Origin of the sequence: Terriglobus roseus DSM 18391 (assembly GCF_000265425.1) — a bacterium.
In the GTDB taxonomy this organism is placed as follows: domain Bacteria; phylum Acidobacteriota; class Terriglobia; order Terriglobales; family Acidobacteriaceae; genus Terriglobus; species Terriglobus roseus.
Genome location: NC_018014.1, coordinates 474,430 through 496,762 on the forward strand (window position 1 = coordinate 474,430; position 22,333 = coordinate 496,762).

General features: G+C 62.0%; 19 protein-coding genes and 1 tRNA gene. 9 read left to right on the top strand and 11 right to left on the bottom strand.

The features are described 5' to 3' along the window. Positions 1-6: 6 nt before the first annotated feature. The 4 genes from TERRO_RS02015 to TERRO_RS02030 all read left to right on the top strand — a co-directional run bounded on the left by TERRO_RS02015 (position 7) and on the right by TERRO_RS02030 (position 4,580). Entirely contained in the window at positions 7-1,887 is a 1,881-nt protein-coding gene (locus TERRO_RS02015) for a tetratricopeptide repeat protein (protein ID WP_014784330.1), read from the top strand. A gap of 81 nt (positions 1,888-1,968) precedes the next feature. Then, positions 1,969-2,868: an N-acetylmuramic acid 6-phosphate etherase gene (gene murQ / locus TERRO_RS02020; RefSeq protein WP_014784331.1), complete on the top strand. Its 900-nt coding sequence runs from the start codon at positions 1,969-1,971 to the stop codon at positions 2,866-2,868. Between the two features lie 29 nt (positions 2,869-2,897). Further along, positions 2,898-4,184 (top strand): MFS transporter, encoded by a 1,287-nt coding sequence (locus tag TERRO_RS02025; RefSeq protein WP_014784332.1) that lies wholly within the window; start codon positions 2,898-2,900, stop codon positions 4,182-4,184. A gap of 108 nt (positions 4,185-4,292) precedes the next feature. After that, on the top strand, positions 4,293-4,580 hold the full coding sequence (locus TERRO_RS02030; protein ID WP_014784333.1) for a hypothetical protein: 288 nt from the start codon (positions 4,293-4,295) through the stop codon (positions 4,578-4,580). Between the two features lie 78 nt (positions 4,581-4,658). Here TERRO_RS02030 and TERRO_RS02035 read toward each other — a convergent pair whose 3' ends face one another. Beyond that, the gene (locus tag TERRO_RS02035) at positions 4,659-5,825 is read right to left on the bottom strand and encodes a glycosyltransferase (protein WP_014784334.1); all 1,167 of its coding nucleotides are present in this window, start codon (positions 5,823-5,825) and stop codon (positions 4,659-4,661) included. Positions 5,826-5,870: 45 nt separating this feature from the next. Continuing rightward, on the bottom strand, positions 5,871-10,253 hold the full coding sequence (bcsA, locus tag TERRO_RS02040; protein ID WP_245536188.1) for a UDP-forming cellulose synthase catalytic subunit: 4,383 nt from the start codon (positions 10,251-10,253) through the stop codon (positions 5,871-5,873). Positions 10,254-10,640: 387 nt separating this feature from the next. On the opposite strand from bcsA, the gene TERRO_RS02045 reads away from it, so the two are divergent. Together TERRO_RS02045 and TERRO_RS02050 are read left to right on the top strand one after the other, a co-directional pair. Next, positions 10,641-11,651: an ATP-grasp domain-containing protein gene (locus tag TERRO_RS02045; RefSeq protein ID WP_157178228.1), complete on the top strand. Its 1,011-nt coding sequence runs from the start codon at positions 10,641-10,643 to the stop codon at positions 11,649-11,651. Next, positions 11,641-12,684, top strand: coding sequence for an LLM class flavin-dependent oxidoreductase (locus tag TERRO_RS02050; RefSeq protein ID WP_014784337.1), 1,044 nt, complete (start codon positions 11,641-11,643; stop codon positions 12,682-12,684). Before TERRO_RS02045 ends, TERRO_RS02050 begins: the two co-directional genes overlap by 11 nt. On the opposite strand, the gene TERRO_RS02055 is transcribed toward TERRO_RS02050, so the two are convergent. Beyond that, a complete protein-coding gene (locus tag TERRO_RS02055) occupies positions 12,681-12,890 on the bottom strand; it encodes a hypothetical protein (RefSeq protein WP_014784338.1) in 210 nt (69 codons plus the stop codon). The two genes, TERRO_RS02050 and TERRO_RS02055, sit on opposite strands and share 4 nt — an antisense overlap. 169 nt (positions 12,891-13,059) lie before the next feature. Between TERRO_RS02055 and TERRO_RS02060 the strand changes: the two genes are divergently transcribed. Next, positions 13,060-13,263 (top strand): hypothetical protein, encoded by a 204-nt coding sequence (locus tag TERRO_RS02060; protein WP_014784339.1) that lies wholly within the window; start codon positions 13,060-13,062, stop codon positions 13,261-13,263. Between the two features lie 198 nt (positions 13,264-13,461). On the opposite strand, the gene TERRO_RS02065 is transcribed toward TERRO_RS02060, so the two are convergent. From TERRO_RS02065 to TERRO_RS02095, 7 genes are all read right to left on the bottom strand, one after another. Continuing rightward, positions 13,462-13,905, bottom strand: coding sequence for a cupin domain-containing protein (locus TERRO_RS02065; RefSeq protein ID WP_014784340.1), 444 nt, complete (start codon positions 13,903-13,905; stop codon positions 13,462-13,464). Positions 13,906-14,069: 164 nt separating this feature from the next. Next, a tRNA-Arg gene (locus TERRO_RS02070) sits at positions 14,070-14,146 on the bottom strand. A 43-nt stretch (positions 14,147-14,189) separates the two neighbouring features. After that, a complete protein-coding gene (locus TERRO_RS02075) occupies positions 14,190-14,783 on the bottom strand; it encodes a hypothetical protein (protein WP_041592400.1) in 594 nt (197 codons plus the stop codon). Further along, the gene (locus TERRO_RS02080) at positions 14,777-15,841 is read right to left on the bottom strand and encodes a YheT family hydrolase (protein ID WP_014784342.1); all 1,065 of its coding nucleotides are present in this window, start codon (positions 15,839-15,841) and stop codon (positions 14,777-14,779) included. The genes TERRO_RS02075 and TERRO_RS02080 overlap by 7 nt, the downstream gene beginning before the upstream one ends. Positions 15,842-15,934: 93 nt before the next feature. Next, complete coding sequence (locus TERRO_RS02085; RefSeq protein ID WP_245536189.1) at positions 15,935-16,729, bottom strand: YIP1 family protein; 795 nt, start codon at positions 16,727-16,729, stop codon at positions 15,935-15,937. A gap of 154 nt (positions 16,730-16,883) precedes the next feature. Further along, positions 16,884-18,074, bottom strand: a complete 1,191-nt coding sequence (locus tag TERRO_RS02090) for an acyltransferase family protein (protein WP_245536190.1) — start codon at positions 18,072-18,074, stop codon at positions 16,884-16,886. 4 nt (positions 18,075-18,078) lie between these two features. Then, positions 18,079-20,250, bottom strand: coding sequence for a DUF5715 family protein (locus TERRO_RS02095; protein WP_041592401.1), 2,172 nt, complete (start codon positions 20,248-20,250; stop codon positions 18,079-18,081). Between the two features lie 289 nt (positions 20,251-20,539). On the opposite strand from TERRO_RS02095, the gene TERRO_RS02100 reads away from it, so the two are divergent. Then, positions 20,540-20,983 (top strand): c-type cytochrome domain-containing protein, encoded by a 444-nt coding sequence (locus TERRO_RS02100; RefSeq protein WP_014784346.1) that lies wholly within the window; start codon positions 20,540-20,542, stop codon positions 20,981-20,983. Between the two features lie 350 nt (positions 20,984-21,333). On the opposite strand, the gene TERRO_RS02105 is transcribed toward TERRO_RS02100, so the two are convergent. Then, complete coding sequence (locus TERRO_RS02105; protein ID WP_014784347.1) at positions 21,334-21,957, bottom strand: HD domain-containing protein; 624 nt, start codon at positions 21,955-21,957, stop codon at positions 21,334-21,336. 107 nt (positions 21,958-22,064) lie between these two features. Between TERRO_RS02105 and TERRO_RS02110 the strand changes: the two genes are divergently transcribed. Continuing rightward, positions 22,065-22,304, top strand: a complete 240-nt coding sequence (locus tag TERRO_RS02110; RefSeq protein ID WP_014784348.1) for a hypothetical protein — start codon at positions 22,065-22,067, stop codon at positions 22,302-22,304. The last annotated feature ends 29 nt before the right edge of the window (positions 22,305-22,333 follow it).

Genomic DNA, 22,333 nt, shown 5'->3' on the forward strand with positions numbered 1-22,333 from the left:
ATACCCGTGCGTCTTTTCTCTCCAGTTCCGCTGCTCCTTCTTACGTTCGCTCTGGGCGCGGCCACGCTGCCCGCGCAGCGTCCGTCCTCGTCGTCCTCCTCCTCCAACCGGCAGGACGAGTCCGCACAGGAACCGCAGCAGCCGTCGTCCACGGTCGTCCGCCGCGCCGTTGAGGCCAGCGGATCTGCCGTGTCGCTTGAGACCAGCGAGACCCTCTTCACCATGGCCGCGGCGCTCAACAGTTGCGGCTATGACAACGGCATCGAGAGTTCGCTGCCCGTCCGCGCGGTGATCCGCGCCGAGATGGTCCAAGCCGTCGGCGCCGGCTTTGAAGCAAAGGCCGCGCATGACACCACGTGCACCTACATTGACGCGCACAAGCAGCCCGGCCCCCGCAACCTGGCGCAGTACGTCTCGCTTGCACTCTTTCTCTCGGCACCGCCCGACTTCGCTCTCTCCGTCGGCGAGGGTGATCTGCCGCCCGACTCGCAGAACGTAATCGGCGTGCTGCCCCTGCTGCGCGACTTCGCCGCAAAGGCGCAGTTGCACCGCATCTTCATGCGGCATCGCGCAGAGTACGAAGACGCCGTACTCCAGGTGCATGACAGCCTGACCCGCATGCTGCTTGAGACCAACATCTACCTGCACCAGCCGGTCTCCAGCTACGATGGCCGACGCTTCCTTGTCCTGCTCGAGCCGATGCTCAGCCCGCAGGCCGTGAACGCGCGCATCTACGGCACGGACTACTTCATCGCCGTCTCTCCCGCGAAGATCGAAGATCCCTCCATTAGCAAGACCTCGCCCGGCTCACGCATGTCCGTCAGCGACCGCGCGGCCGGCGTGCAGATGGACCAGATCCGTCGCATGTACCTGCTCTACAACGTCGACCCCATCATCTACGCACGCGCCGGCGCCACCAACCGCCTGCTGCCGCTGTTGAAGACGGTGAGCGATGCGCCCATCGACTTCACCTACAAGAGCGACATCGTCGCGCTGACCACAGAGTGCCTCATCAAGGCCATCGAAGCGCGCCTGATGGACGTCGGTTTCGCAAAGCCTTCCAAGCCGGGTGCCGTAAAGGCTCGCACCGAGATCGACACCTACAACCAGGCCCTGATCGACTACGACAAGAAGGCCGAAGCCGTGCGCCGCAAACAGGTGCTGCTCGATATGGAGTCGGGCTGGGTGCTCACCGGCTCGTTCTACGACAAGCTCGCCATACAGGACCGCGAAGGCGTCAGCCTGAAGGAGAGCATCGGCGAGATGGTCTACGGCATGGATGTGCCGTCGGAAGTAAGCCATGCGAAGAAGATCCCGTTCTTCGCACCGGACAGTACGAACCTCGTCGCAGGCGCGGGTATCACGCACGCCCGCTCGCCACGTCGCTCCCTCTCCACCATCGACCAGGCGGAACTGAAGCTGCAAAAGGGTGACCGCACGGGCGCAGAAGAGCTTGCAGAAAAAGAACTCGCAGCCAATCCGACATCTGGCGATGCGCTCTACATCATGGCCCGCGTCAAGCTGACACAGGGCGACCCGCAGGCCGCATACGACCGCTTCACGCAGGTGATCGCCACCAGCAAGGACCCGCGCACCGTAGCATGGTCGCACGTCTACCTGGGCCGGCTCTACGACACGCAGACGGGCAACAGTCGCCCCAAGGCCGTCGCCGAGTACAAGGCCGCGCTCAGCACACCAGGCATCCAGCAGGACGTACGCGCCGCCGCAGAGGCAGGCATCCAGAAGCCCTTCGCCGCACCGAAACGCACCGTGCAGGACAGCGACCAGAAACCTGATGACGAAGAAGAGCTCGACCCTACCGGCAAGAAACAGAAGGAGAGCTACAAGCCGAGTGAGGAAGTGAAGCCAACCGCTCCGCGGCGATAGGGCTGCGGGGCGGGTGATAGGCGCGTCAGGGGATGCATCTGCGCTACGCTCAAGAGGACAAGCCTTTTGGAGTTACAGGAAATGCAGCTAGCAAACTTACTCACCGAGACCCGCAATCCCGCCTCCGAGCAAATCGACACGCTTCCCACCGAGCAGATGCTCCGCGTCTTCAACGACGAGGACGCAACCGTAGCCGCCCGCGTCGCCGAGCAGATCCCGCAGATCGCAAAAGCCGTCGATGCCATCTACGAGCGTGTACAGAAGGGCGGACGTCTCTTCTACATGGGCGCCGGCACCAGCGGCCGCCTCGGCGTACTCGACGCCAGCGAGTGCCCGCCGACCTACGGCGTGCCACGCGATCTCGTCGTCGGCATCATGGCTGGTGGTGACCCCGCGCTGCGTGTCAGCTCAGAGGGCGCAGAGGATAGCCGCGAACAGGGCGCCATCGACTTGCTCGCGAACGGCTTCAACCAGTCGCCGGGCCAGGATGTCCTTGTTGGGATCGCCGCCAGTGGACGCACACCCTACGTCCTCGGCGCCATGGAGATGGCAAAGCAGCACGGCTGCCTGACCGTTGGCCTCTCCTGCGTGCCCGGCTCGCCTGTGGCGACTGCGAGCGACATCGCCATCACGCCTGCGACCGGCGCTGAAGTCATCACCGGTTCCACCCGCATGAAGGCCGGCACCGCAACCAAGCTCGCGCTCAACATGCTCTCCACCGGCCTGATGGTGAAGCTCGGCCACGTCTACGGCAACCTGATGACGAACGTGCAGACGTCGAACGTAAAGCTCGTCGACCGTGCGGAACGCATCATCGCCGCAGCCACCGGCGCATCCGCGGAGCAGGCCGCATCGCTGCTGCAGCAGGCCGGTAATGTACGCACCGCCATCGTCATGCAGAAGCTGGGCATGACACGCGAAGCCGCCGAAGCGCGCCTCGCAGCGGCAAATCAAAACCTCCGCAAAGCACTCGGCGAGTAGCCACAACACACGCCAAGTAAACTGGAACGATGCAGCAAGTCGCATCCCCGGACACAACCAAACCGCACGCGCACCTCGGCTTCCTTGGCCTGTGCTGCGGCGTCGGTGTGTCGACCATCTACCTGTGCCAGCCCTTGCTGCCGGAGATGGGTGCTACCTTTGGCGTCAACGCTGCCGCCGCTGGCCAGGTGGGTGTGGCCACGCAGGTCGGCTACGCGCTCGGCATGCTCAGCTTCACGCCGCTGGGTGACACGCTCGAACGGCGCAAGCTCATTATGCGAATGTTCGGCATGGTCTCCATCGCGCTGCTGCTGCAGGCGTGCGCGCCATCGCTGCCGCTCCTGCTGTTGCTCTCCGCCACCTCCGGTGCCATGGCCTGCGTCACCCACATCGTTCTGCCCATCGCGCCCGATCTCGCAGCACCGCGTGAGCGTGGCAAGGCCATCGGCGTCGTTATGACCGGCCTGCTCAGCGGTGTCCTGCTCGCAAGAACCTTCGCCGGTTGGGTCTCCGAACTCGCCGCACACATGACCTCACGCATTGCAAGCTGGCGTGTCGTCTTCTTCGTCGCAGCGCTCGTCTCTGCGGCGCTGGTGCCCGCCGTCAAGCGCCTGATGCCTGAGCTGCCACCGAAAGAGAAGCTCACCTACGGCGAAGCCATGCGCTCGCTCTGGGACCTTATGCGCGAGGAGCCGCTGCTGCGTGAGAGCTGCATCGTCGGCGCGCTCAGCTTCGGCACCTTCTCGGCTTTCTGGAACACCTTCGCCTTCGTCATGGCATCGCACGGCCAGGGCGCAGCCGTCACCGGCACCTTCGGCCTCGTCGCCGCAGCCGGTGCAGCCGTGGCCTCGACCGCAGGCAAACTAGCCGACCGCCGTGGACCGCGCTATGTCATCTCCGTTGGCCTGGGCATCCTCGGCTTGTCCTTCATCGGCATCTACCTTACGGAGCGCGTCGCCCTGCACGCACAGGCGGCGGGCCACCTGCATCTGTGGCCTTACCTGCTCACGCTCGGTGCCGTGGTCATCACCATGGACGTGGGTATGCAGGGCACGCAGCTCGGCAATCAGTCACGAATCTTCGCGCTGCGGCCCGAGGCACGTTCGCGCATCAACACCCTCTACATGACGTGCTACTTCGTCGGCGGCGCCGTCGCATCGGCACTCTCGCCTATCCTCTGGCAGCACTACGGCATCGGCGGCATCTGCGGGCTGGAACTCACGTTGGTTCTGCTCGCCGTATGGCGTCACGCCACTGGCCGCCCCGTGCCCCGTCACATCTCCCGTAACGATATCCCCATGCTTCCCATCGAGTAGCGACACAGCAAACAACCACTCGGAGACGGTGTCTGCCACGACGGGCATCCCATCCCTGCCCGCACGGCTCTTATCCTCTGCCGCCACACGTGGCATGGAGGAAGTCCGATGGTTCGTTTCCTGAAGAGTTTTGCGATGACAGGCCTCGCCCTCACGCTGGCATTGCCGGCAGCCCTGCCGCTGGCGGCGCAGACCGCGACACCTACCAAGACCACCAAGTCGAAGAAGTCTGCAAAAAAGTCAACCACGACGACGCCGACACCCACCGGCGACGCCGCGAAGACACCGGACCCCGTCAATCCCGCATCCAGCCCTGAGCCGCCCACGCCTACCACGCAGGGGCCGCCCCTACCACCGACCACACCCTCTACCAACACACCGCAGCCCGCACACTAGGGTGCTGCCATCCAGGGCGTATAGGCGGTCGTGGGTCTTCCGGCCGCCTTTGCCATGGTTGCGGTTAAGGCGACTGCCTCAGGCCTTTCCGGTCAGCCGGTGCAGCAGGTTCTCCCAGTGATCGCCGTACTCACGCCACCCGCCGATAGACTGCACGCGCGCAAGGGCGGCGGTGCTCATGCGATCCCGCAGCGTCGGGTCGTCAACAAAGCGCTGCAGGCGATCGACGATTTCGTCCACCGATCGCATCGGGATGATGAAGCCTTCCACCCCGTCCGTGAACAGGTCGGCTGAGCCTGTGGCAACCGATGCGATCACCGGGCATCCGCAGGCCATTGCCTGTCCCTGCACCAGCGCCAGTCCCTCTTCGATGGAAGGCAGCACCATCACGTGGCTGCGACTCATGTAAGGAATCAGTTTGGGCTGGGGCATCGTTCCCAGGAACTCGACGTTCTCTTGCGGCAGCGTTGCGAGCAGCGGCGCAAAGCTCGGGTCCAGGCCACCGATGATCAGCAGACGCTTGTTCGTGTGCGGCAAGGCAGCGAACGCCTTCAGCAGATACGGAATACCCTTCCGCAGACTTACGCTGCCAACAAAAAGCACTTCAAAGGTCGCGTCCGGTCCCGCGGGTGGCGCGCCATCCGGGCGGAAGTTTTCCAGCCGCACACCGTACGGAATCACGTGGACTCGTTCGGGCGCCAGCCCGTGCTGCAGAAAACTGTCGCGGCACACGTTCGAAGGAACAACGACCCCATCCGCCTGGTGATAGATCTCAATCTCGCGGGGTTCAACCCGTGGGTCGTAGGTTGGATAGGGAACGTTCCAGATGCGATGTTCTTCCCGCAGAATGTTGGTCTGGTACGCGTGGTGGGTCGATCCGCGATCGCACAGAAAGATGCCACCGCGAGACTGCAGCAGCCGGCCCGCTTTCAGCCCGGCGCCGGAGAGCGCGATCAGCGCATCGCACGGCGGCATGCGGCGGCTCATCCAGGTGTCCAGCGTTGTGGCGACGCGATAGTTGCAGAAGCGCTTCAGCGCTTGCGGCAGCAGGTTCCTGCTCTGCAGCATCACCTGCGGTGTGTGCATCCACGGAAAGGTCTCCACCTTGTCGTGCGGCACGCCTTCGCGCTCCAGCCGCTTCCACGGAAACGTGCTGTAGATGCGCTCCAGGTGCCCGCGTCGGTCGAGTTCACGCGCCAACTCGAAATGATGAAAGACGCCAAAGGTGGCCTGGATAATTTTCATGAAGGGTCGCCTAGAGCTTACAAGACGCTTGTTGACCTGTAAGCCTTAGACCAGTGCGTGCGCCTCGTTCTTTGCGGAACTCAGACGTTCATCCGCGCGTTTCTGCAGAGAGTCGCGCAGCCATCGGCTAAGGATCATGGCACACAGTGCAACGCCGATCAGCAGAATAAAGAAGTACTGCGTCAGCCAGATCCGCATACCCGTGTACCAACTGATATTGCCCACGTGATAGCGAGCCACATTCAGGTCGTACGACAGGAAACGATTCCCGCGCAGAACGCTCACCGTGCGTGAGATATCGCTCGACTGCGAACGCTCCAGGAACAGATCGGCAAACATCGGCTCCACGCTGTCATCGCGCATGGCAACCGCCACCAGCGAACGATCCGTCGCATACGGCGACTGGATGCCCTCAATCACCGAGTCGGCCAGGCCCGTATCGCGAGCAAAGTCCTGATCAGGCAGCGTCTGCCTTGTGATCTGGTACCACCACCGTTGCGCGCGCGTCAGGTACGTATCCATCGCCTTGGCGTGCACGCCATCGGCGTCCACCGCAATCGGCAGGTTGTCGCGCAGTGCAGCAAATGCAGGCTGCGTGCTGTACCCGCCCAGGATCAGGTAATCGCGATCTTCGCGCACCAGGTCGTCCGGTCCGGAGACCTCAACCCGCAGTGCGGGGTAACCCGTCTGCCGGCTGAAGTGGGCCAGCATATCCAGGAACAGCGTGATCTCCGCGTTACTCGGCTGGCGAGGCAGTATCACCACCGTCCGCCCCAGGTCGGCAAGCTGCGTGAATGGAAAGCCGGCATTGGCAAACAGTTCCAGGTTCGGCAGTTGCGCCCAGTGATTCAGGTTCCGCAGATCAAGCGATGAGTTCTTCAGGATGCTGCCCTTCGTAAGGGCTCCCGCAGCACCACGCGCCGGCACAAAATCAAAGTTGAACTGCAGCGTGTTTGTAAACGGACGCATGTTCGCCACAGGCAGCAGCGTCTGCCGCTGTCCATCGGTCGTCTTGCCGCCGCCCGGCTCCAGGGGAGCTTCATTGATCAGCGTGCCGTTGATGAACGTCCGCAGAGCCGATCCCTCGGCAGCAGCCCGCGCGTCATAACGATACCGGATCAGCAGGTTCAGATTCTCCGTCTCGCCGTAGTACAGGTCAGGCGGCACACGGAAGTACACCGGCACCGGACGCGATCCATCAGTGGTCTCCGCGTTCTGCGTAATGTACTTGCTCAGCTGCACCAGCCGGTCGGTCGGCACCCAGCGCGGCGCATCGTCAATCGTGCGTGCGGCAGGCATCGAGAAATTATCGACACGCAGAACATTGCCCAGCAGTTCCTGCGGCTCACCCGTGTCCACATGGCTGGCCCTCAGTGAAAGTGCACGCGCCGCCTGGATCAACTGGTCGCCGTTGTCACCGGACACGATCAGCGCCGTGCCATCCGGGTCCGAAGGATTGGGACTCAACTGCAGCGAAGCTCCGGGCGACGTCGCCGGCAGAAACGCCTGTCGCGAAGCCTTGTTCACAAAGACCACAGCGTTCCCCGCCGGCACAGCTCCCATCACAACGCGGAAGCGGATGGGCTTGTTGCTGGCCAGGATGCCAAACCACGAAGCAACAATGCCTGCGGCCTGCATCGTCTTCGCATCGGGCTGCGTCGGAAAGACGAAGGGAATCGTCGTCGTGCCCTGCATGTCGCTGTCGAACAGTGGCAGCGGTAGCAGCGAGATGTCCGTGCGGAAGGGAAGAGCAGCGCCGCTCACCACCAGCTCACTCGCGTTCGCAATGCGTGCCAGCACCTCGGCCTGTGACTTGCCGCTTGTGCGCAGGACTCCGTTGCCGATGAACTCCATGGTCAGTTCGTTGTCGCGGATCAGCAGGTCCGTGGGAACCGTGATGGGCAGCACGTTGTAGCGGCCCGTATGCATCGCCTCGGTGTCCGGCGTAATCGTCGCGATCAAGGTCTTGTTCAACGACACGCGGATGGACGCCGTCGCAGCGCGGCTCAGCTCTGTGCTGAAGCGATAGCCGATGGAAAGCGTCGCCGTCCGCGGCAGCAGCGTATGCGGCAGGATGAAGTGCAGCGAGTAGTACGAGTGCGGTCCACGCAGCTCCGCCTCGTCCGCAACGCCCATGTCCTTAAAACGAAGATGCGTCGGCTCCGGTCCGCGAACATCCATCACCGGCGTCATGCCCGCCGACATCGGCGTCATCACTGCAGGCGGCACCATCGGCATCGCGGGCGTCTGCGCGCCCATCCGCAGTCCTGCAAGCGACAGCAACGCAAACACCAGCATGGACGCCACTCGTGAGGGCACCGGCGGTGGCGTACGCTTCTCCGGCAGCAGACCCAGCGCCACCTGCTTCAGGCCTGTAAGAGAAAGCACCGCGATGCGGCCAAGGCTGACAAACGGGCGATCCTGCTCCACATTCGAGCGCACATTCACCCACGAGTCGGCACGCGAGTACAGCGCACACGTCAGCGTCTCTTCTTCTTCAATGGTCAGGCCCGTAAACTGCGCGCGCAGCTTCCCGGAACTTAGGCGGATTACAGTAGCCCGAACGGAACGGTTGCCCGTCTGCACCGGGAAGGTGAGGTGCACATACTCGCCCGGCTGCAGCTCCGGTAGATCTCCACTCAGCGTCAGCGAAGCGCCGCCGACTGACATGTCTTCCGTCATGCCATGCACCTGCGTACCGGCACTCGTAGTCCCCACCACCGGGATATGAACCGGGATACGCACAGATGCTCTGCGCTGCTTCTGCTCGTGCGCAACCGCTGCCGCAACACCCAGGATCACAACATTGAACAGGATCCAGAACAAGTTACTCAGCACGACGCCGGGGTGCGTCGGATCCAGCACAAAGAAGCGATACGGCGCAGCCAGCACGCCCAGAAAGTTCAGACCCAGCAGCCATGTTGTGGGCGCTGCGATCTTGCGATCGAACTTCGTCTCGTTCAACGTCGTGCCCTTATCCGTCACGTTAAAGCTGCCCAGCTTCGGGTTGATCAGCGCCAGCACGGTTGGCAGCAGAATGTACGGCGCCAGCACCGTCTCATAGATCTCGTTCCAGAAGCTGTGACGATGCGTACCCTGTACGCGCGAGTTCGTCATGTTCGAGATGATCAGGTGCGGCAGCGCATACGCAAGAATCGCCAGCCAGTAGCCCGGAATAATCGTTCGGCCTGCAAGCATGTACGCCAGCGGTGCCAGCAGAAAGATCAATCGCGGCACGGCATACATGAAGTGCATCATCGCGTTGAAGTAGCACAGCCGCTGCGTCAGCTTCATGCCCTTGGCCAGCAGCGGATTGTCCGTACGCAGAATCTGGATCATGCCGCGAGCCCAGCGCACACGCTGTCCCACATGCCCGGCCAGCGTCTCAGTCGCAAGACCCGCTGCCTGTGCAATGTTCATGTAGCCGGTGTTCCAACCCTTCTTCTGCATGCGCAGGCTGGTGTGTGCGTCCTCTGTCACCGTCTCTACCGCGATGCCGCCAACCTCTTCCAGTGCTGTGCGACGAATCACAGCGCACGATCCGCAGAAGAACGTCGCATTCCAAAGATCGTTGCCATCCTGGATGATGCCGTAGAACAGCTCGCCCTCATTCGGAATGGTGTTGTACTGCAGCAGGTTCCGCTCAAACGGATCGGGTGAATAGAAGAAGTGCGGCGTCTGCATCATTGCCAGCTTCTCTTCCACCAGGAACCAGCCCACCGTCATCTGCAGAAACGACCGCGTCGGAACGTGATCGCAATCGAAGATCGACACCAGCGGCGAACTCATCTTCGTCAACGCATGGTTGATGTTGCCGGCCTTCGCGTGATTGTGTTTCTCACGCACCACGTAGCCCACACCGGCCTCTGCTGCAAAGTCGCGAAACTCCTGCCGCGTGCCATCGTCCAGGATGTAAACGTGCAGCTTCTCCGGCGGATAGTCGATGTTGATCGCCGCAAGCGCGGTATACCGAACCAGCGACAGTGGCTCGTTGTACGTCGGAATCAGCACATCCACATGCGGCCAAAGTGCCTCATCCGCAGGTAGCGGAACAGGCCGGCGCTGCAGCCGCTGACTCGTCTGCATGTAACCCAGCACCATGATCGCGACGGTATAGACCTCGGCCGACAGCAACACCAGCATCAGAACCGCATCGATGGAAAAACGGTGATTTGTGTCGTCCGAAAAGTACCCGACAACCATGCGGATGCGCCACCATCCATAACGCAGCGTCGCCGCAATCGACAGCAGCATCAGCGCAATCGTGAACAGGCGGCTCTTGCCCGTACGGTTGATCGCCATCGCGACCAGCACCGTCAGACTGCCAAAGATCACCTGCTTCGACCAGCTCATGTAAAGACTCACAAACTGGAACAGAACAAACGTGCAGGCACAGGCAACGAAGAACCGAAATATTCGGAGGGGCATGCTTGGGGACGCTTTCATTTTCGAAGATCGCTCGCGATCCAATCTTTGCAGGTATGCACGGAACCGCAATCACACGTTTAGGTGGGTGGACGGCTTGTGAAATCAGTCAATTGCCAGGGGCGACAGCCTTGAATCACAAGGGAATCCGCGGCGACAGACGCTTGCTGCCAGCGATCACGCAATCGCGGAGACACAGTCCGTCTAACGCTTAGGTGGTGCATGCCCCAGCGATCTCATGCGTGCCGCATCACCTTGAAAGGGAATGGGATCGCCCTATCCGCTCAGACCCGGGGTCTTGCGTCACACTTGAAATGACGCCTCACGGCCAGCGCCCCACCGTCTAAACTTCTTAGTAGAAACAGGTGTCACACAGGAAGGTATTGCCGCATGTCGAGCCAGATCGCTGAGGATGTAATGCCGCGGAATTCGCACAAGGACGAGGTCGCCGCACCCCTCGTCTTTCTCTATGAGCACCCCCAGTGGTTTGCGCCCATCTTCGCGGAACTCACACGCCGCGGCGTCGCCTTCGACAAGGCCTTCATCCCCGACCACTTCTACGACATCGGTGGCAACGACCCGAAGTTCAAGGTCCTCTTCAACCGCATGAGCCCATCGGCGAACAGCCGCGACCACGGCTCCGGCATCTTCCATACGCTCGCCTACCTCGAGCATCTCGAGCTCCTCGGCGTGCGCGTCATCAACGGCGCCAAAGCTTACCGTTACGAGATCTCAAAGGCCGCACAGCACTCCCTGCTGCGCTCGCTCGGTATCAAGTTTCTGCCCTCGCGCGTCATCCACGACGCAAGCCAGGCCGTCGCCGCAGCCGAAGGCCTCCGCTATCCCATCATCGTCAAGGCCAACATCGGCGGCAGTGGCAAGGGCATCGTTCGCTTCAACACCAGGGGAGATCTGCAGGCCGCAGTCGACCAGGGTCAGATTGACCTTGGCTACGACAGCATCGCGCTCGTGCAGGAGTTTGTCCCCGCACGGGGCGGCTACATCACCCGCGTCGAAACCCTCGGCGGCAAATATCTCTACGCCATCCACGTCCACCTCACCGGCGAGACCTTCGACCTCTGCCCCGCAGACATCTGCCAGATCAAAGAGGTTGAGACCTTCGACAACGCCTGCGTGCTCGAGGCATCGAAGTCAGGCCTGAAGGTCGAGGGCTACACGCCGCCCCCTGAGGTCATCCAGAACGTCGAGCGCATCATGCAGGCCGCAGGCATCGACGTCGGCGGCATCGAGTACCTCATCGACGACCGCGACGGTGAGATCTACTACTACGACGTCAACGCCCTCTCCAACTTCGTCGCAGACGCCCCGCGCGTCATCGGCTTCAACCCCTTCGACAATCTCGCCGACTTCCTCGAAGAGGAGATCCGGCGTGCCGTCTAAGCCCCTCCGTTTTGGCTACTGGATGCCCGTCTTCGGCGGCTGGCTGCGTAACGTCGAAGACGAAGGCATGGAAGCAAGCTGGGCCTACACGAAGAAGCTCGCCCAGCGCAGCGAACAGATCGGCTTTGACCTCAGCCTCGTTGCCGAACTAAACCTCAACGACATCAAGGGCGTCGACGCGCCCAGCCTCGACGCATGGTCCACCGCCGCCGCGCTCGCTGCCGTCACCGAGACGCTTGAGCTCATGGTCGCCGTGCGCCCAACCTTCCACTCGCCCGCGCTCTTCGCCAAGCAGGCTGCCAACATCGACAACATCAGCAACGGTCGCCTCGCCCTCAACGTCGTCTCCTCCTGGTGGCAGGAAGAGGCAAAGATGTACGGGGTCGACTTCGAGCAGCACGACGACCGCTACGGTCGCACCGCCGAGTGGCTGGAGGTCGTCAACGCCCTCTGGACTGAGCCCACGCACTCGCACGAAGGCCGCTACTACAAGACGCAGAACACCGTGCTGCAGCCCAAGCCCGTCCGCTCACCGCGTCCGCCCATCTACGCCGGCGGCGAATCCGAAGCAGCCAAGAACCTGATCGCACAAAAGTGCGACGCCTATGTCATGCATGGTGACTCACCCGAACACGTAGCCAGGAAGATTGAAGATATGCGCGAGCGGCGCGAACGCTTCGGTCTCGGTCCCATGCAGTTCGGCGTCGCTGGCTACGCCTTCACGCGCGAATCGGACGCAGCGGTAAAGACCGAACTCGACCGCATCACCGACGTGAAGAGCAACGCCAAGGGCTTCGCTAACTACCAGCAGTGGCTACAGGGCACCCAGCTCGAACAGAGCATGTCGCTGCAGGAGTACTCCGTCTCTAACCGAGGCTTGCGCTCCGGCTTAACCGGCACGCCCACCCAGGTCCAGGATCAGGTAGGCCGCTTCGCCGAGGCCGGCGTCGATCTGCTGCTACTTCAGTTCAGCCCGCAACTCGAAGAGATGGAACGGTTTAGTGATTCCGTAATCTGCCCGCTCAACGCTTAAGCGTTCGAACGGCTCGCGGCAATCGCGCCCCAGATCATCGCAATCGGATGCAGTGCCGCAATCGCCCAGCCCAGCGTCGGAATACCCAGGACCACATACAGCACCAGCATGACGATTGCACCCGTCACCGTGCTGTACAACATGCCAAACGGGCCAAAGAAAAACGTCAGGACTAACGACAACACCACACTCTTACGGTTCGCCATGGTCCCTAGGATGCACGTCGCGGGCGTTAGAGCATAGCCGTCAGGTCGTCCCAAAACGGTACTTACCGCATCCTGCGCAATATTTTCATCTCAGAACCCCTCGCTAAGTCTGATACGCGACAGATTTCAGTACAACTTAAGTAGCATTTTTATGATGAGGTGAAGATGCATGGAACCCCGCCCTATTCCAGCAAAGATCAAATTCGTACAGAACACGAGTGATGCCATCCTCGTTACCTTCGAGGACGGTAAAGAATTCATCTATCCGGCCAGCATCCTCCACTCAGCAATCCCCAAAGATGATGCCGTCGCGCGCCAGGTCAAAGAATCCCTCCGTCGCCGCACACAACAGAAGGCGTCCCTCATCCACTGATTGTTTCGTGGGTAAGCAAACCCCGAGCCTCCGAGTCTCGCAGTCCCAAATGCAATAGCGAATCAGGCAGGGAAAGCAACTGAAGCCATGCGGTGGCTCGCTTCCACGGCAGTCTGTCGCTGGGAAGGGCGCGCGCAAACTCAGCACGCCCATCTCTCTCACCACGGTCTGGCCCAGCAAAACCCTGATCGCAGGTAGCTACCCGCGTCCAATCGCCACCACGTAGTAGTTCGCCGCAACATCGCCCACGCACTTCACGGCATGCAACACGTTCGATCCCACAAAGAACACGCCACCCGGCCCCGCCACGGTCTTCGTCCCATCGTTATCGAACTCCAGCAGACCCGACCGCACCAGCATCAACTCCGAGTGGATATGCCGGTGCGCCAGGTGCGGCATCTGCCCCGGAGGCAGCGTCGTCTCATGCACCTCCAACCCTTCACCCGTAGCCAGCGCCCCCTGCAGCACCACCTGATCCTCCTGCCCATGCGCCAGATGCACCCGAGGCAGATCCTCAAACTGGTACACCTTCGAATCCTTCAACAGAGGCTCCGCAGCCGAGCCGGTTTTAGCCTCTGCCACAAGCCCTTTACCCAGCAAAGCCGAAGCCGAAACAGCAATCATCATCTCGCGTCGATTCATACTCATCTCCTTCCGAGATTCGTAAGAGTACTACCCGATTTACGGTTGAAAGGGAAAGCGTAGGGGCGGGACGTCACCAGCGTCGACTGCCATGCAGCCGTTCCTGAAGTGTCGGTCATCCGTGGAGAACAGCCTGCAGCTCTCCATCAAGAACGAAGAGCAAATGGTGAACCAGGCAGGACTCGAACCTGCGACCCTCTGCTTAGAAGGCAGATGCTCTATCCGGCTGAGCTACTGGTTCCCTGCAGTTAGCTTACCGCGCGGGACCGATCCCAGCGCAAGCATTAGCGCCCCAGCAGTTCCTTCGCCCGCAACAGCGCCGTAACGGCCCGCAGAGCCTCGTCCCACCGCTCTGCCGCCTCCGTCTCATCCACGCCCACGGCCTTCACATACAGCGTCACGGCAAATCCCTCGCCCACCGCGCCCTCCAGCTCCACCACCGCCGGCCGCAGAACATACTCGGCCTGCGCCAGCGAGTACGGCAGCTCCACCGCCATGCGGTCCAGCCGGTACAGCATCTGCTCCATCCGGTGCCGAGACGCAAACACCGTCCGCTCGCGCCACACCATGTCGATGTAGCAGACCATCCCGGCCGTCGCCACGGCGTCTTCCACCATCAGGTCCATCTGCGCGGCTTCAAGCTCGTCCGCGTCCATCGACCACACATCACACTTCGCCGTGAACACCGGTGACCGGGGCCCGTTCAGCGCACGCAACGCCGCCAGCAGCGCCGGGTGATCGTTCGCTTCCTCAATGTCATCCAGCGCATACGGATCCTCGCGCAGGTCCACCCAGTGCAGCGCACCATCCGGCGAACTCCACGGCACCACCAGCACGGGATCGTCCGCACCACACTCTGCGGTCCACTCACTCAGCAAATCGGCACCCGGTCTCTCGTGGCCGTCGCTGCCGCGCACGTCCGCACAAACTGCAGCAACATCTTCTCCGCCCAATACCCGTCGTAGTTCTCCGCCGGCTCCTCCAGAAACGCGCAATGGCCGCCATGCGCCGGCTCCAGCAGCGTCACATGGCTGTTCGCCCGCAGCTTCTCGCGCGTCGAAGCCGTCAGCCGGATAAACGGATCATCGCAGGCATGCAGCACCAGCGTCGGCACAGCAATCTTGTCCATCACCCGTCCCGCCGCCGCGCGAGCGTAATAATCATCCGCGCCCGTAAAGCCGCAATACGGCGTCATCACCAACTCATCAAAGTCGCGGATCGACGACACCTTTACCGCGCGCTTTCTATCGAAGACTCCGGGATAAAGCTCTACCTTGCGCCGGTAGCGCTTCAGCAGGTTCCGCAAAAATCTCTTTTCATAGATTCGATTCGACCAGTGGTGCAGGGCATCCGCACTATCCCCCAGATCCATCGGGGGCGAAACCGCAACCACCCCAATCAACGCATCCGGAGCACCCGCCGCCAGCTCGCCCGCCGCCTTCAGCACCAGGTTGCCGCCCATGCTGTAACCCGCCAGCGCCACACGCCGGCACCCGCGCTGCACCAGCCACTGCAGCACCGCCTTCGCATCGCCGCTCAAACCCGAGTGATACAGCGTCGGCGAGAGCGCGTCGGTACCGCCGCAGTTGCGCATGTTCATCCGAACCACGTTACATCCCGCGGCATACAGCTTGTTCGCATTGCCAATCACGTACTGCGAATGCGACGACCCCTCCAGCCCATGCACCAGCACCACCGTCACGGCATTCGGAGCATCCGGCTGCCAGTGGCAGTGGCACAGCAGCCGCGTCGGCAGCGTGCGATCCAGCGCAACGGCAGCAGGCAGCGCCTGCATCTCCGTCGGCAGCGGAGCAGGGATCAGCTCCGTCGCTGCCGGCGGCAACCGATCCACACGCGGCAGAAAATTGCCCACGATGGTCTGCAGGTGGCCGTTCGAGAGCCAGCGTCGCGGATGAAATGGAATCGTGGCGTCCAAAGGGGATGCCTGTATTGCACCACACTTGCGACCCGGACCGGTAGTGCAGGGAAGTGCACCAAGTGTCTGTTCCTCAATCCCTATTCCTCAACCTCACGCCATCATCGCCGTCACGGCCGACTTCAACAGCACAAACACCAGCCACACCCCAAACACCATCGCCACGCCGTTCTTCACCTTCACACGAGCCACAATCGCCGCTCCGATCGCCATCAGCGCCAGCGACCAAAGCGTGAAGATGTCGACCGAAGACAGCGCCGACTTCAGAAACGCCGAAGAGTCCGCACCCAGGAAGAACCCGGGATTCGTACCGATCGGATCATTGATGTTGAAGTTCTCGGAACCGCCCGCATACATCAGCCCAACGATCAGCAACGATCGAAGGATGCCCGGCAGTGACGCAAACATCGTCACCGCAAACATCCCCTTGAACGTCCCGCTGCCGCCCAGCACAAAGTTGAACCCAACCCAAAGCAACAGCGCAAAGATGGCGCAGTAAAGCGGCACCGTCAGCAGGAACGAAGACAGCACCACACCCATCACAACCCGCGTTCCGGTCATGATCTGCGCCCGCTGCTCCGGCGTCGACTCCTGGTAGCGCTGCTCCTGCTTCGGATTGGTGTGGATGGCACTCGCAGCCAGCGCCGGCAGACCGATCTTGGTAACAGCCGCGCCGCTGAACAGGTAGCTGAACAGCACCACCAGCAAAAACGGCAACCACCACGACTGGCTCCGCCGCAGGTCAGCAAAAGTCTTCGTGGGCGCTACGAACGTATTGGTTACGCGCTGTACTTCGGTCAACGCAGGCTGGTCATCATAAGCATCGCGAGGACCCGCCATCGGCAGATCCGCATAACGAACAGCAGCAGGAAAAGCAGCATCCGGCATAGCACCCACCCCGGTCCCTCAAGATGGCTGAAATTCTAGCGCCACCCCCGCACGCCGCCACAAGAAAAATCCGCATCTGTCGGCCACCCCACGTCCAAATTGGGTGCCCCACATCTCGCGTTTGAGATGTGGGTTCGTGGCGGCGCCAAAAGTATCAACCCTGCTGCAAGCGCAGCCGCCGATTCAACGGCTCCGAGAAGAACTTTGCGACCAGCCAGCCAAGCGGCGCACTCAACAGCAGCATCAACGCAATCCACGCCAAAACGCCGTAGTGCAGTCCCCGCCCGTACGTCGTCCCAACATGCAGCGCCAGCATCGTGATCCAAACCACGACGAACTCATGCGTCAGGTAGACCTCATAGCTGTGCCGGCCAAACCATCGCAGTGGCGCAGTCCATCGGCGTCCCGCACGGTTGCGCAATACCAAAGCCGCCATCACAACGCAGGTGCCGAACGTCAGCAGGGAATCATCCAGATCACGCACATCGAGATACTTGTGCCACCGGCCGATCGGAAAGGGCGGTGCAGCAACGAACATCAGAATCGCGCCCATCCAAGCCAACATCAGCAGCCGAACGTCCGACGGCACCGTTCGGCGCCTCTGCAGCCGCGTGACCACCAGCGCGGCTAAACAACCCATGGCGATCGAACCCATACCGCCCAGGTATGACTTTTCCGCATACAGTTCCGTCGGCGCCCACGCCGTGCGTGCAATCGGTGCCAGCACCATCAACAGCACGGCGAGCCCCACAAAGTACAACATGCCGCGGCGCGCTCGGAGGAGCGCAACGCACACCAGCGGAAAGAAGAGATAGAACATCTCCTCCACCGACAACGACCACATCACATCCCAGTTGGCCGGCAGATATCCATAACGAGCCTCAAGCCAGTTCAGATGAAATGTAAGCGCAGAGAACAACGCGCGCGGCAACGTCACGCCTGGCGTATGAACATGAAAGCCACTCGCATGCGCCAGGTGCAGCCCACTCAACACCGCCAACACCAGCAATAATAACGGTGCAATCCGGGCAAAGCGTATCCGGTAGAAGACCTTCGCACGCATCGCCGCCAGCGAGCCGAAACGGCGCAGCGACGTATACGTAATCAGAAATCCAGACACGGCAAAGAACACCGTAACGCCATTGCCGCCATTCAGAAACAACAGGCGAAACAGCGGCAGCGGCAACAGTCCACGAGCCGAGTGGCCCTCAAGGAAAAGTCGCAGATACCCATGGAGCAGGACCACGGCAACAATCGAAATGCCGCGCAGAACATCCACGCCATCAAACCGCTGCGTCGCCTCTGCGGCAACCGGCACCATTGCAGGAACCGTCGCTTGGGCCAAGCGACTACCGCAAGCCCGTAGCAAGAATCGCAGTAGGCAGTCGCCGATGCTTCTGCTCCGGCTCCGGTGCCTTAGCCTGCTGCAGCGTCCGCTCCGGCAGTGGCTCCGCAGGAGTCGTATGCTTCCGCGCCGGCAGTCCCAGGTAGCGACGATAGATGCTGATGTGGAAGCAGGCCTGCTGGAACTCCTCCTCCACATCGATCTTGCCTTCGCTCTCCACCGGTGTCAGGTACGCGCGCATCCACGCAATCTCCGTCACGCTCATCCCATGCTTGGCAATGTCCACGGCCTGCCCGTAGAGGTGCGGCGAAGCGACCTCGCCCGTTGGCGGCGCAGCATTGCCGTTGATGCGGACCAGCCGCTTCTGAAACTCCACCGTACGTGCCGCGCTCGTCACAATCAGCGGCGTGCCAAAGCGCGCATAGTGCGCCCGCGATAGATCGTTCAGAAAACGAACCGACCACGGCCGCGCATACCGGCGGTTCGCCGGTAACCGGTCATCCACCTCAATCGCCGCATTGTCCGGCAACGCCACCAGCAGCTTGTACCGGCGCATATCCAGCAACTGGTTATCGTCTTCAATGCGATCCAGGCCATCCGCAATCGCCATCTGGTTCTGGTGAACCAGGATTTCGTGCGTACCCTTCATCGCGGGAATCATCATCAGCTTGCCGCGGTCGTCGTACAGGTTCACCTTCACGGTTGAGGTCGTCGCACGAAGCGCATCGTCATCCTCGCCGCTGCCCACCGGCGTCAGCACCGGCTTCGGATCCGCCTTGAACGACTTCGCCGCCAGCGTCACCGCGCTGCGGGCAGTCGTAACCGGATCGCTGTTGTCATCAAACGTCTCGTCGGTCAGCCCCGCAACCGTCTGCGGATCCATCTGCTGGTTCTTGCCCGCAGCATTCACCGCGCTCACCGCGGGCGTCGCTCCATGCGCAATCGACACCGGCTTCGGCAGTTGCAGCTTCGGCGTAGGAGCCATCGCAGTCTGCTCCGCAATCGCACGCACGCTGGGCCGCTTGCCATCCGTCTGGTTCAGCGCATCGGCAGACTTCGCCAGCACATCCGCATCCGTGTGTTTGTTCACGTGCTTGTCAGGGTTCTCAGACTTCGGCGTCGTCAACGTCGCCTGCCGCGGCTGAAATTCGGCCGAGGTCGCCGATGCCTTCAGCAGATCGCCATGCGTAAAGGGCAGCGCCACACGCTCCGTCGGCGCCGTTCCAGGAATCTGCGTGGACGCTTCCGCTGCGTCATCGTCCGCAGTCGTATGCGCCTGCGCCTCTGCAGCCGCCGCACGAATCGCCTGCGTCTTTATCTGCAGTGCACGGTCAAAGTCCGCAACCGTAGCCTTTCGCGCCACCGGGGAAAGGTCCGGCGCAGCTTCGGTGTGGGCAGCCATCTTCGGCTTCGTAGCCGGCGGCGTCACGCGCACAATCGGTGCAGGAGTCACACCGGTGGTGTCGTCATCATCATCGCCATCCGCATCCGCCACAACAACCGGAGCTGCCGGACGCACTGCCTTCACAGGCTTCTCCGGCGGCTTTACCGCAGGTGCAATTCCCGGCGCGGGCATCGCCAATCCATGGGACTGGTACCAGGCATGCACGCGATCCAGCGTCTCGCGATCCGCCGCAGTCTCTGGGGCTTCCTTCGCGGGCGCTGCGCTTCGTGCGGAAGCAGTGTTCCGTGCTGAAGCTGTGTTCCGTACAGGAGCGGCATTGCTCGCTTCAACGGCCATCGAGCGTGACGATCCACGACCGGAACGGCTCGACACCGCCGCTACATGGCGGCTTGACTTGCGAGCTGCGGCAGCTTCCGCTACAGCCTCTTCTGCGGCCTCGCGACGTGCGTCCGCAGCAGCGCGGCGGCTCTCCGCAGGCGTCATGTGGCGTGAAGATTTGGAAGAAGATCGAGAGGTGGCCTCGGCACGCGCTAATTCCGCGTTGCCGTGACGGCCCTTCGCAGGAGCAGCCGCAACCGCACGGCCGCGAGCTGCCTTCGCAACGGGCGCAGCCGCTGTATGGCGAGCGGGTGCAGCCTTCGCATGCAAGGGTGCCGCAGCGTGCCGTGTGGCGGCGACTGAGGCGCAGGGCAGCAGTGTTGCTGCAAGCGCCAGCGCCAGCGCACGCACTGGCAGGCGGCGGGGAGCGAATCCGATTGGGGGTGCGGACATGCCGTTGGGCCGGCCGCGGAGATCTACATCAGAGCCCCTTCAGCCTATGGTGCGGCGCACCCGTCCACCAAGTGTTCAGCCGGGTTCGTAACTGATCGGTTACGTGCCAAATTTGGCGCATCTGTCGCATCCGCAGTGCAAAAGCCGGTACCGATCCCCCGCCCAACATACAGATCCCCGTCCATACCCATCGCCTGAACAGAAATCGAACGTTGCAACCATCCCATCGTGCAGCGCCGCCCAACCAGCACACAGAGTCAGGATCAACAACGTACCCTGATAACAGCCGATGCCCTTCGCCACGCCCAACCGAATTCCGCCGCTCGCCCTGGCCGCCCTCGCCTTCACCCTGATCGGCTGTGGCCCCGCGGTCGAGCCGCCGCCAACCTTCCATCCGTCCACACCCCAGGAAGCCGCGGCGCTCAATCACTTCGTCACGAACGTGAAACCGGTCTTCCGTCAGAACTGTTATCGCTGCCACGCTGGCATGAATCACAAGGGCGGATTTAACCTCTCCACGCGAGAGGCGCTGCTCAAAGGCGGCGAAAGCGACAAGGTCGTCCTCATCCCGGGCCAACCGGACCAGAGCCTGCTGCTGCAACTCATCAAGCACCAGGGCCCAGCCGGCCCCAACGGCCACCCAGGCCCCATGCCACCCAAAGGCCAGCTGGCCCCCGAAGAGATCGCCGCCATCAGCAAATGGATAGACGACGGCGCAATCATGGACCGCTAGTTTGCGTACCGATCAGCCCAATCCCAATCCCATCGTCTTCGGAAGATCGGAAGGGCACAGCTTCAGCTGTGCCAAACCCACACAAGTACAAGACGGGCTTCAGCCCCTGAGGTTGGCTTCACGCCGGGTGCCCATTCTTGCGAAGCAAGGGTGGGTTATCGCGCAAAGCGCGACCTCTTTCGCAAGGGCAAAGCTCCAACCGCCGAGCGACGGCGGGTGCCCCATTCATGACAGCCCTATCGTCATGAGTGGGCATCGCGCAAAGCGCGATCATCCTTCGGAGGGGCACGGCTTAAGCCATGCCATTCTTCGGCTTAAAGAGAAGAGCGGCTTCAGCCGCTGAGGGATTCTCAGCGCAACATCCCACCCGACTCCGCATCCAGCGCATCCAGAAACGCCCGCAGACTCGCAATCCGAGGCTCCGCCATCTCGCGACCCGCAGCCAGACGAATCAATCCAGGCACCTTTTCCAAAGCCTTCCGCAAAGAATCCGCCGCGTCCGCAAACACAACAAACCGCGTGTCCTGCGCAATCTTCGCCACGGTCCGCATTACCGCAACCGCACCCAACTGCTCCAGCAGATCCGCATCCCGCAGAACAGCGCCCTCCGGCGTCGTCGGCGAACCGTGCCCCTCATGCGTGCGAATGCACTCAATCGCCGCCGCAACCTTGTCCGCGGGAAAGCCGCACTCCAGCAAAATCGGACCGGCATGCGCCACCGTATACGTCGTCGAATCCCAGCGTTTCAACTGCTCCGGATCGCTCGGCCGATGCCCCAGAAAAACACCCAGGTCATGCACCCACGCCGCACCGAACAGCACATCGTCATCCACGGCATCCGTACCCCCATCGGCAATCGCGCGGGCCAGTGCATACAGCCGCGCCTGGTGCGAAAACTTTTCGGGCGGCAAAGCCTCCACGCGGATGCGTTCCACCAGTGCGTCACGCCAGTTTGCAATCTTCGTTGAGGTCATCGTCCAGCCAGCATAACCCGCCCAAAACGAGCAGGCTCGTCAACGTTGCGCTGCGTCTCACGCAAATCCCAATAGCGATATCTGCGACACCCATCTAGACTGACCCAATGACTACCCAAGAGATTCTCGCCGCCATCGACGCTGAAATCAGCAAGCTGCAACAGGTTCGCGCTGCACTCAGCGGCTACTCCGATCCAACCGTCGTCAAGCGTGGTCCTGGCCGTCCCAAGAAAATCGTCGCGCCCGTAAAGGCACCCGCAAAGCGCGTCCTCAGCGATGCCGCCCGCGCAAAGATCGCAGCCGCACAGAAGAAGCGCTGGGCAGCATCCAGGAAAGCAGCAAAGTAAAGGACAGGGAAGGCCAGCAAACACAAGAC

What these genes read in the sequence shown, in the direction of transcription:
- murQ (WP_014784331.1), top strand. Translation starts at nt 1,969, where the DNA reads ATGCAGCTAGCAAACTTACTCACCGAGACCCGCAATCCCGCCTCCGAG.
- TERRO_RS02025 (WP_014784332.1), top strand. Translation starts at nt 2,898, where the DNA reads ATGCAGCAAGTCGCATCCCCGGACACAACCAAACCGCACGCGCACCTC.
- TERRO_RS02030 (WP_014784333.1), top strand. Translation starts at nt 4,293, where the DNA reads ATGGTTCGTTTCCTGAAGAGTTTTGCGATGACAGGCCTCGCCCTCACG.
- TERRO_RS02035 (WP_014784334.1), bottom strand. Translation starts at nt 5,825, where the DNA reads ATGAAAATTATCCAGGCCACCTTTGGCGTCTTTCATCATTTCGAGTTG.
- bcsA (WP_245536188.1), bottom strand. Translation starts at nt 10,253, where the DNA reads ATGCCCCTCCGAATATTTCGGTTCTTCGTTGCCTGTGCCTGCACGTTT.
- TERRO_RS02045 (WP_157178228.1), top strand. Translation starts at nt 10,641, where the DNA reads ATGTCGAGCCAGATCGCTGAGGATGTAATGCCGCGGAATTCGCACAAG.
- TERRO_RS02055 (WP_014784338.1), bottom strand. Translation starts at nt 12,890, where the DNA reads ATGGCGAACCGTAAGAGTGTGGTGTTGTCGTTAGTCCTGACGTTTTTC.
- TERRO_RS02060 (WP_014784339.1), top strand. Translation starts at nt 13,060, where the DNA reads ATGGAACCCCGCCCTATTCCAGCAAAGATCAAATTCGTACAGAACACG.
- TERRO_RS02065 (WP_014784340.1), bottom strand. Translation starts at nt 13,905, where the DNA reads ATGAATCGACGCGAGATGATGATTGCTGTTTCGGCTTCGGCTTTGCTG.
- TERRO_RS02085 (WP_245536189.1), bottom strand. Translation starts at nt 16,729, where the DNA reads ATGCCGGATGCTGCTTTTCCTGCTGCTGTTCGTTATGCGGATCTGCCG.
- TERRO_RS02095 (WP_041592401.1), bottom strand. Translation starts at nt 20,250, where the DNA reads ATGTCCGCACCCCCAATCGGATTCGCTCCCCGCCGCCTGCCAGTGCGT.
- TERRO_RS02100 (WP_014784346.1), top strand. Translation starts at nt 20,540, where the DNA reads ATGCCCTTCGCCACGCCCAACCGAATTCCGCCGCTCGCCCTGGCCGCC.
- TERRO_RS02105 (WP_014784347.1), bottom strand. Translation starts at nt 21,957, where the DNA reads ATGACCTCAACGAAGATTGCAAACTGGCGTGACGCACTGGTGGAACGC.
- TERRO_RS02110 (WP_014784348.1), top strand. Translation starts at nt 22,065, where the DNA reads ATGACTACCCAAGAGATTCTCGCCGCCATCGACGCTGAAATCAGCAAG.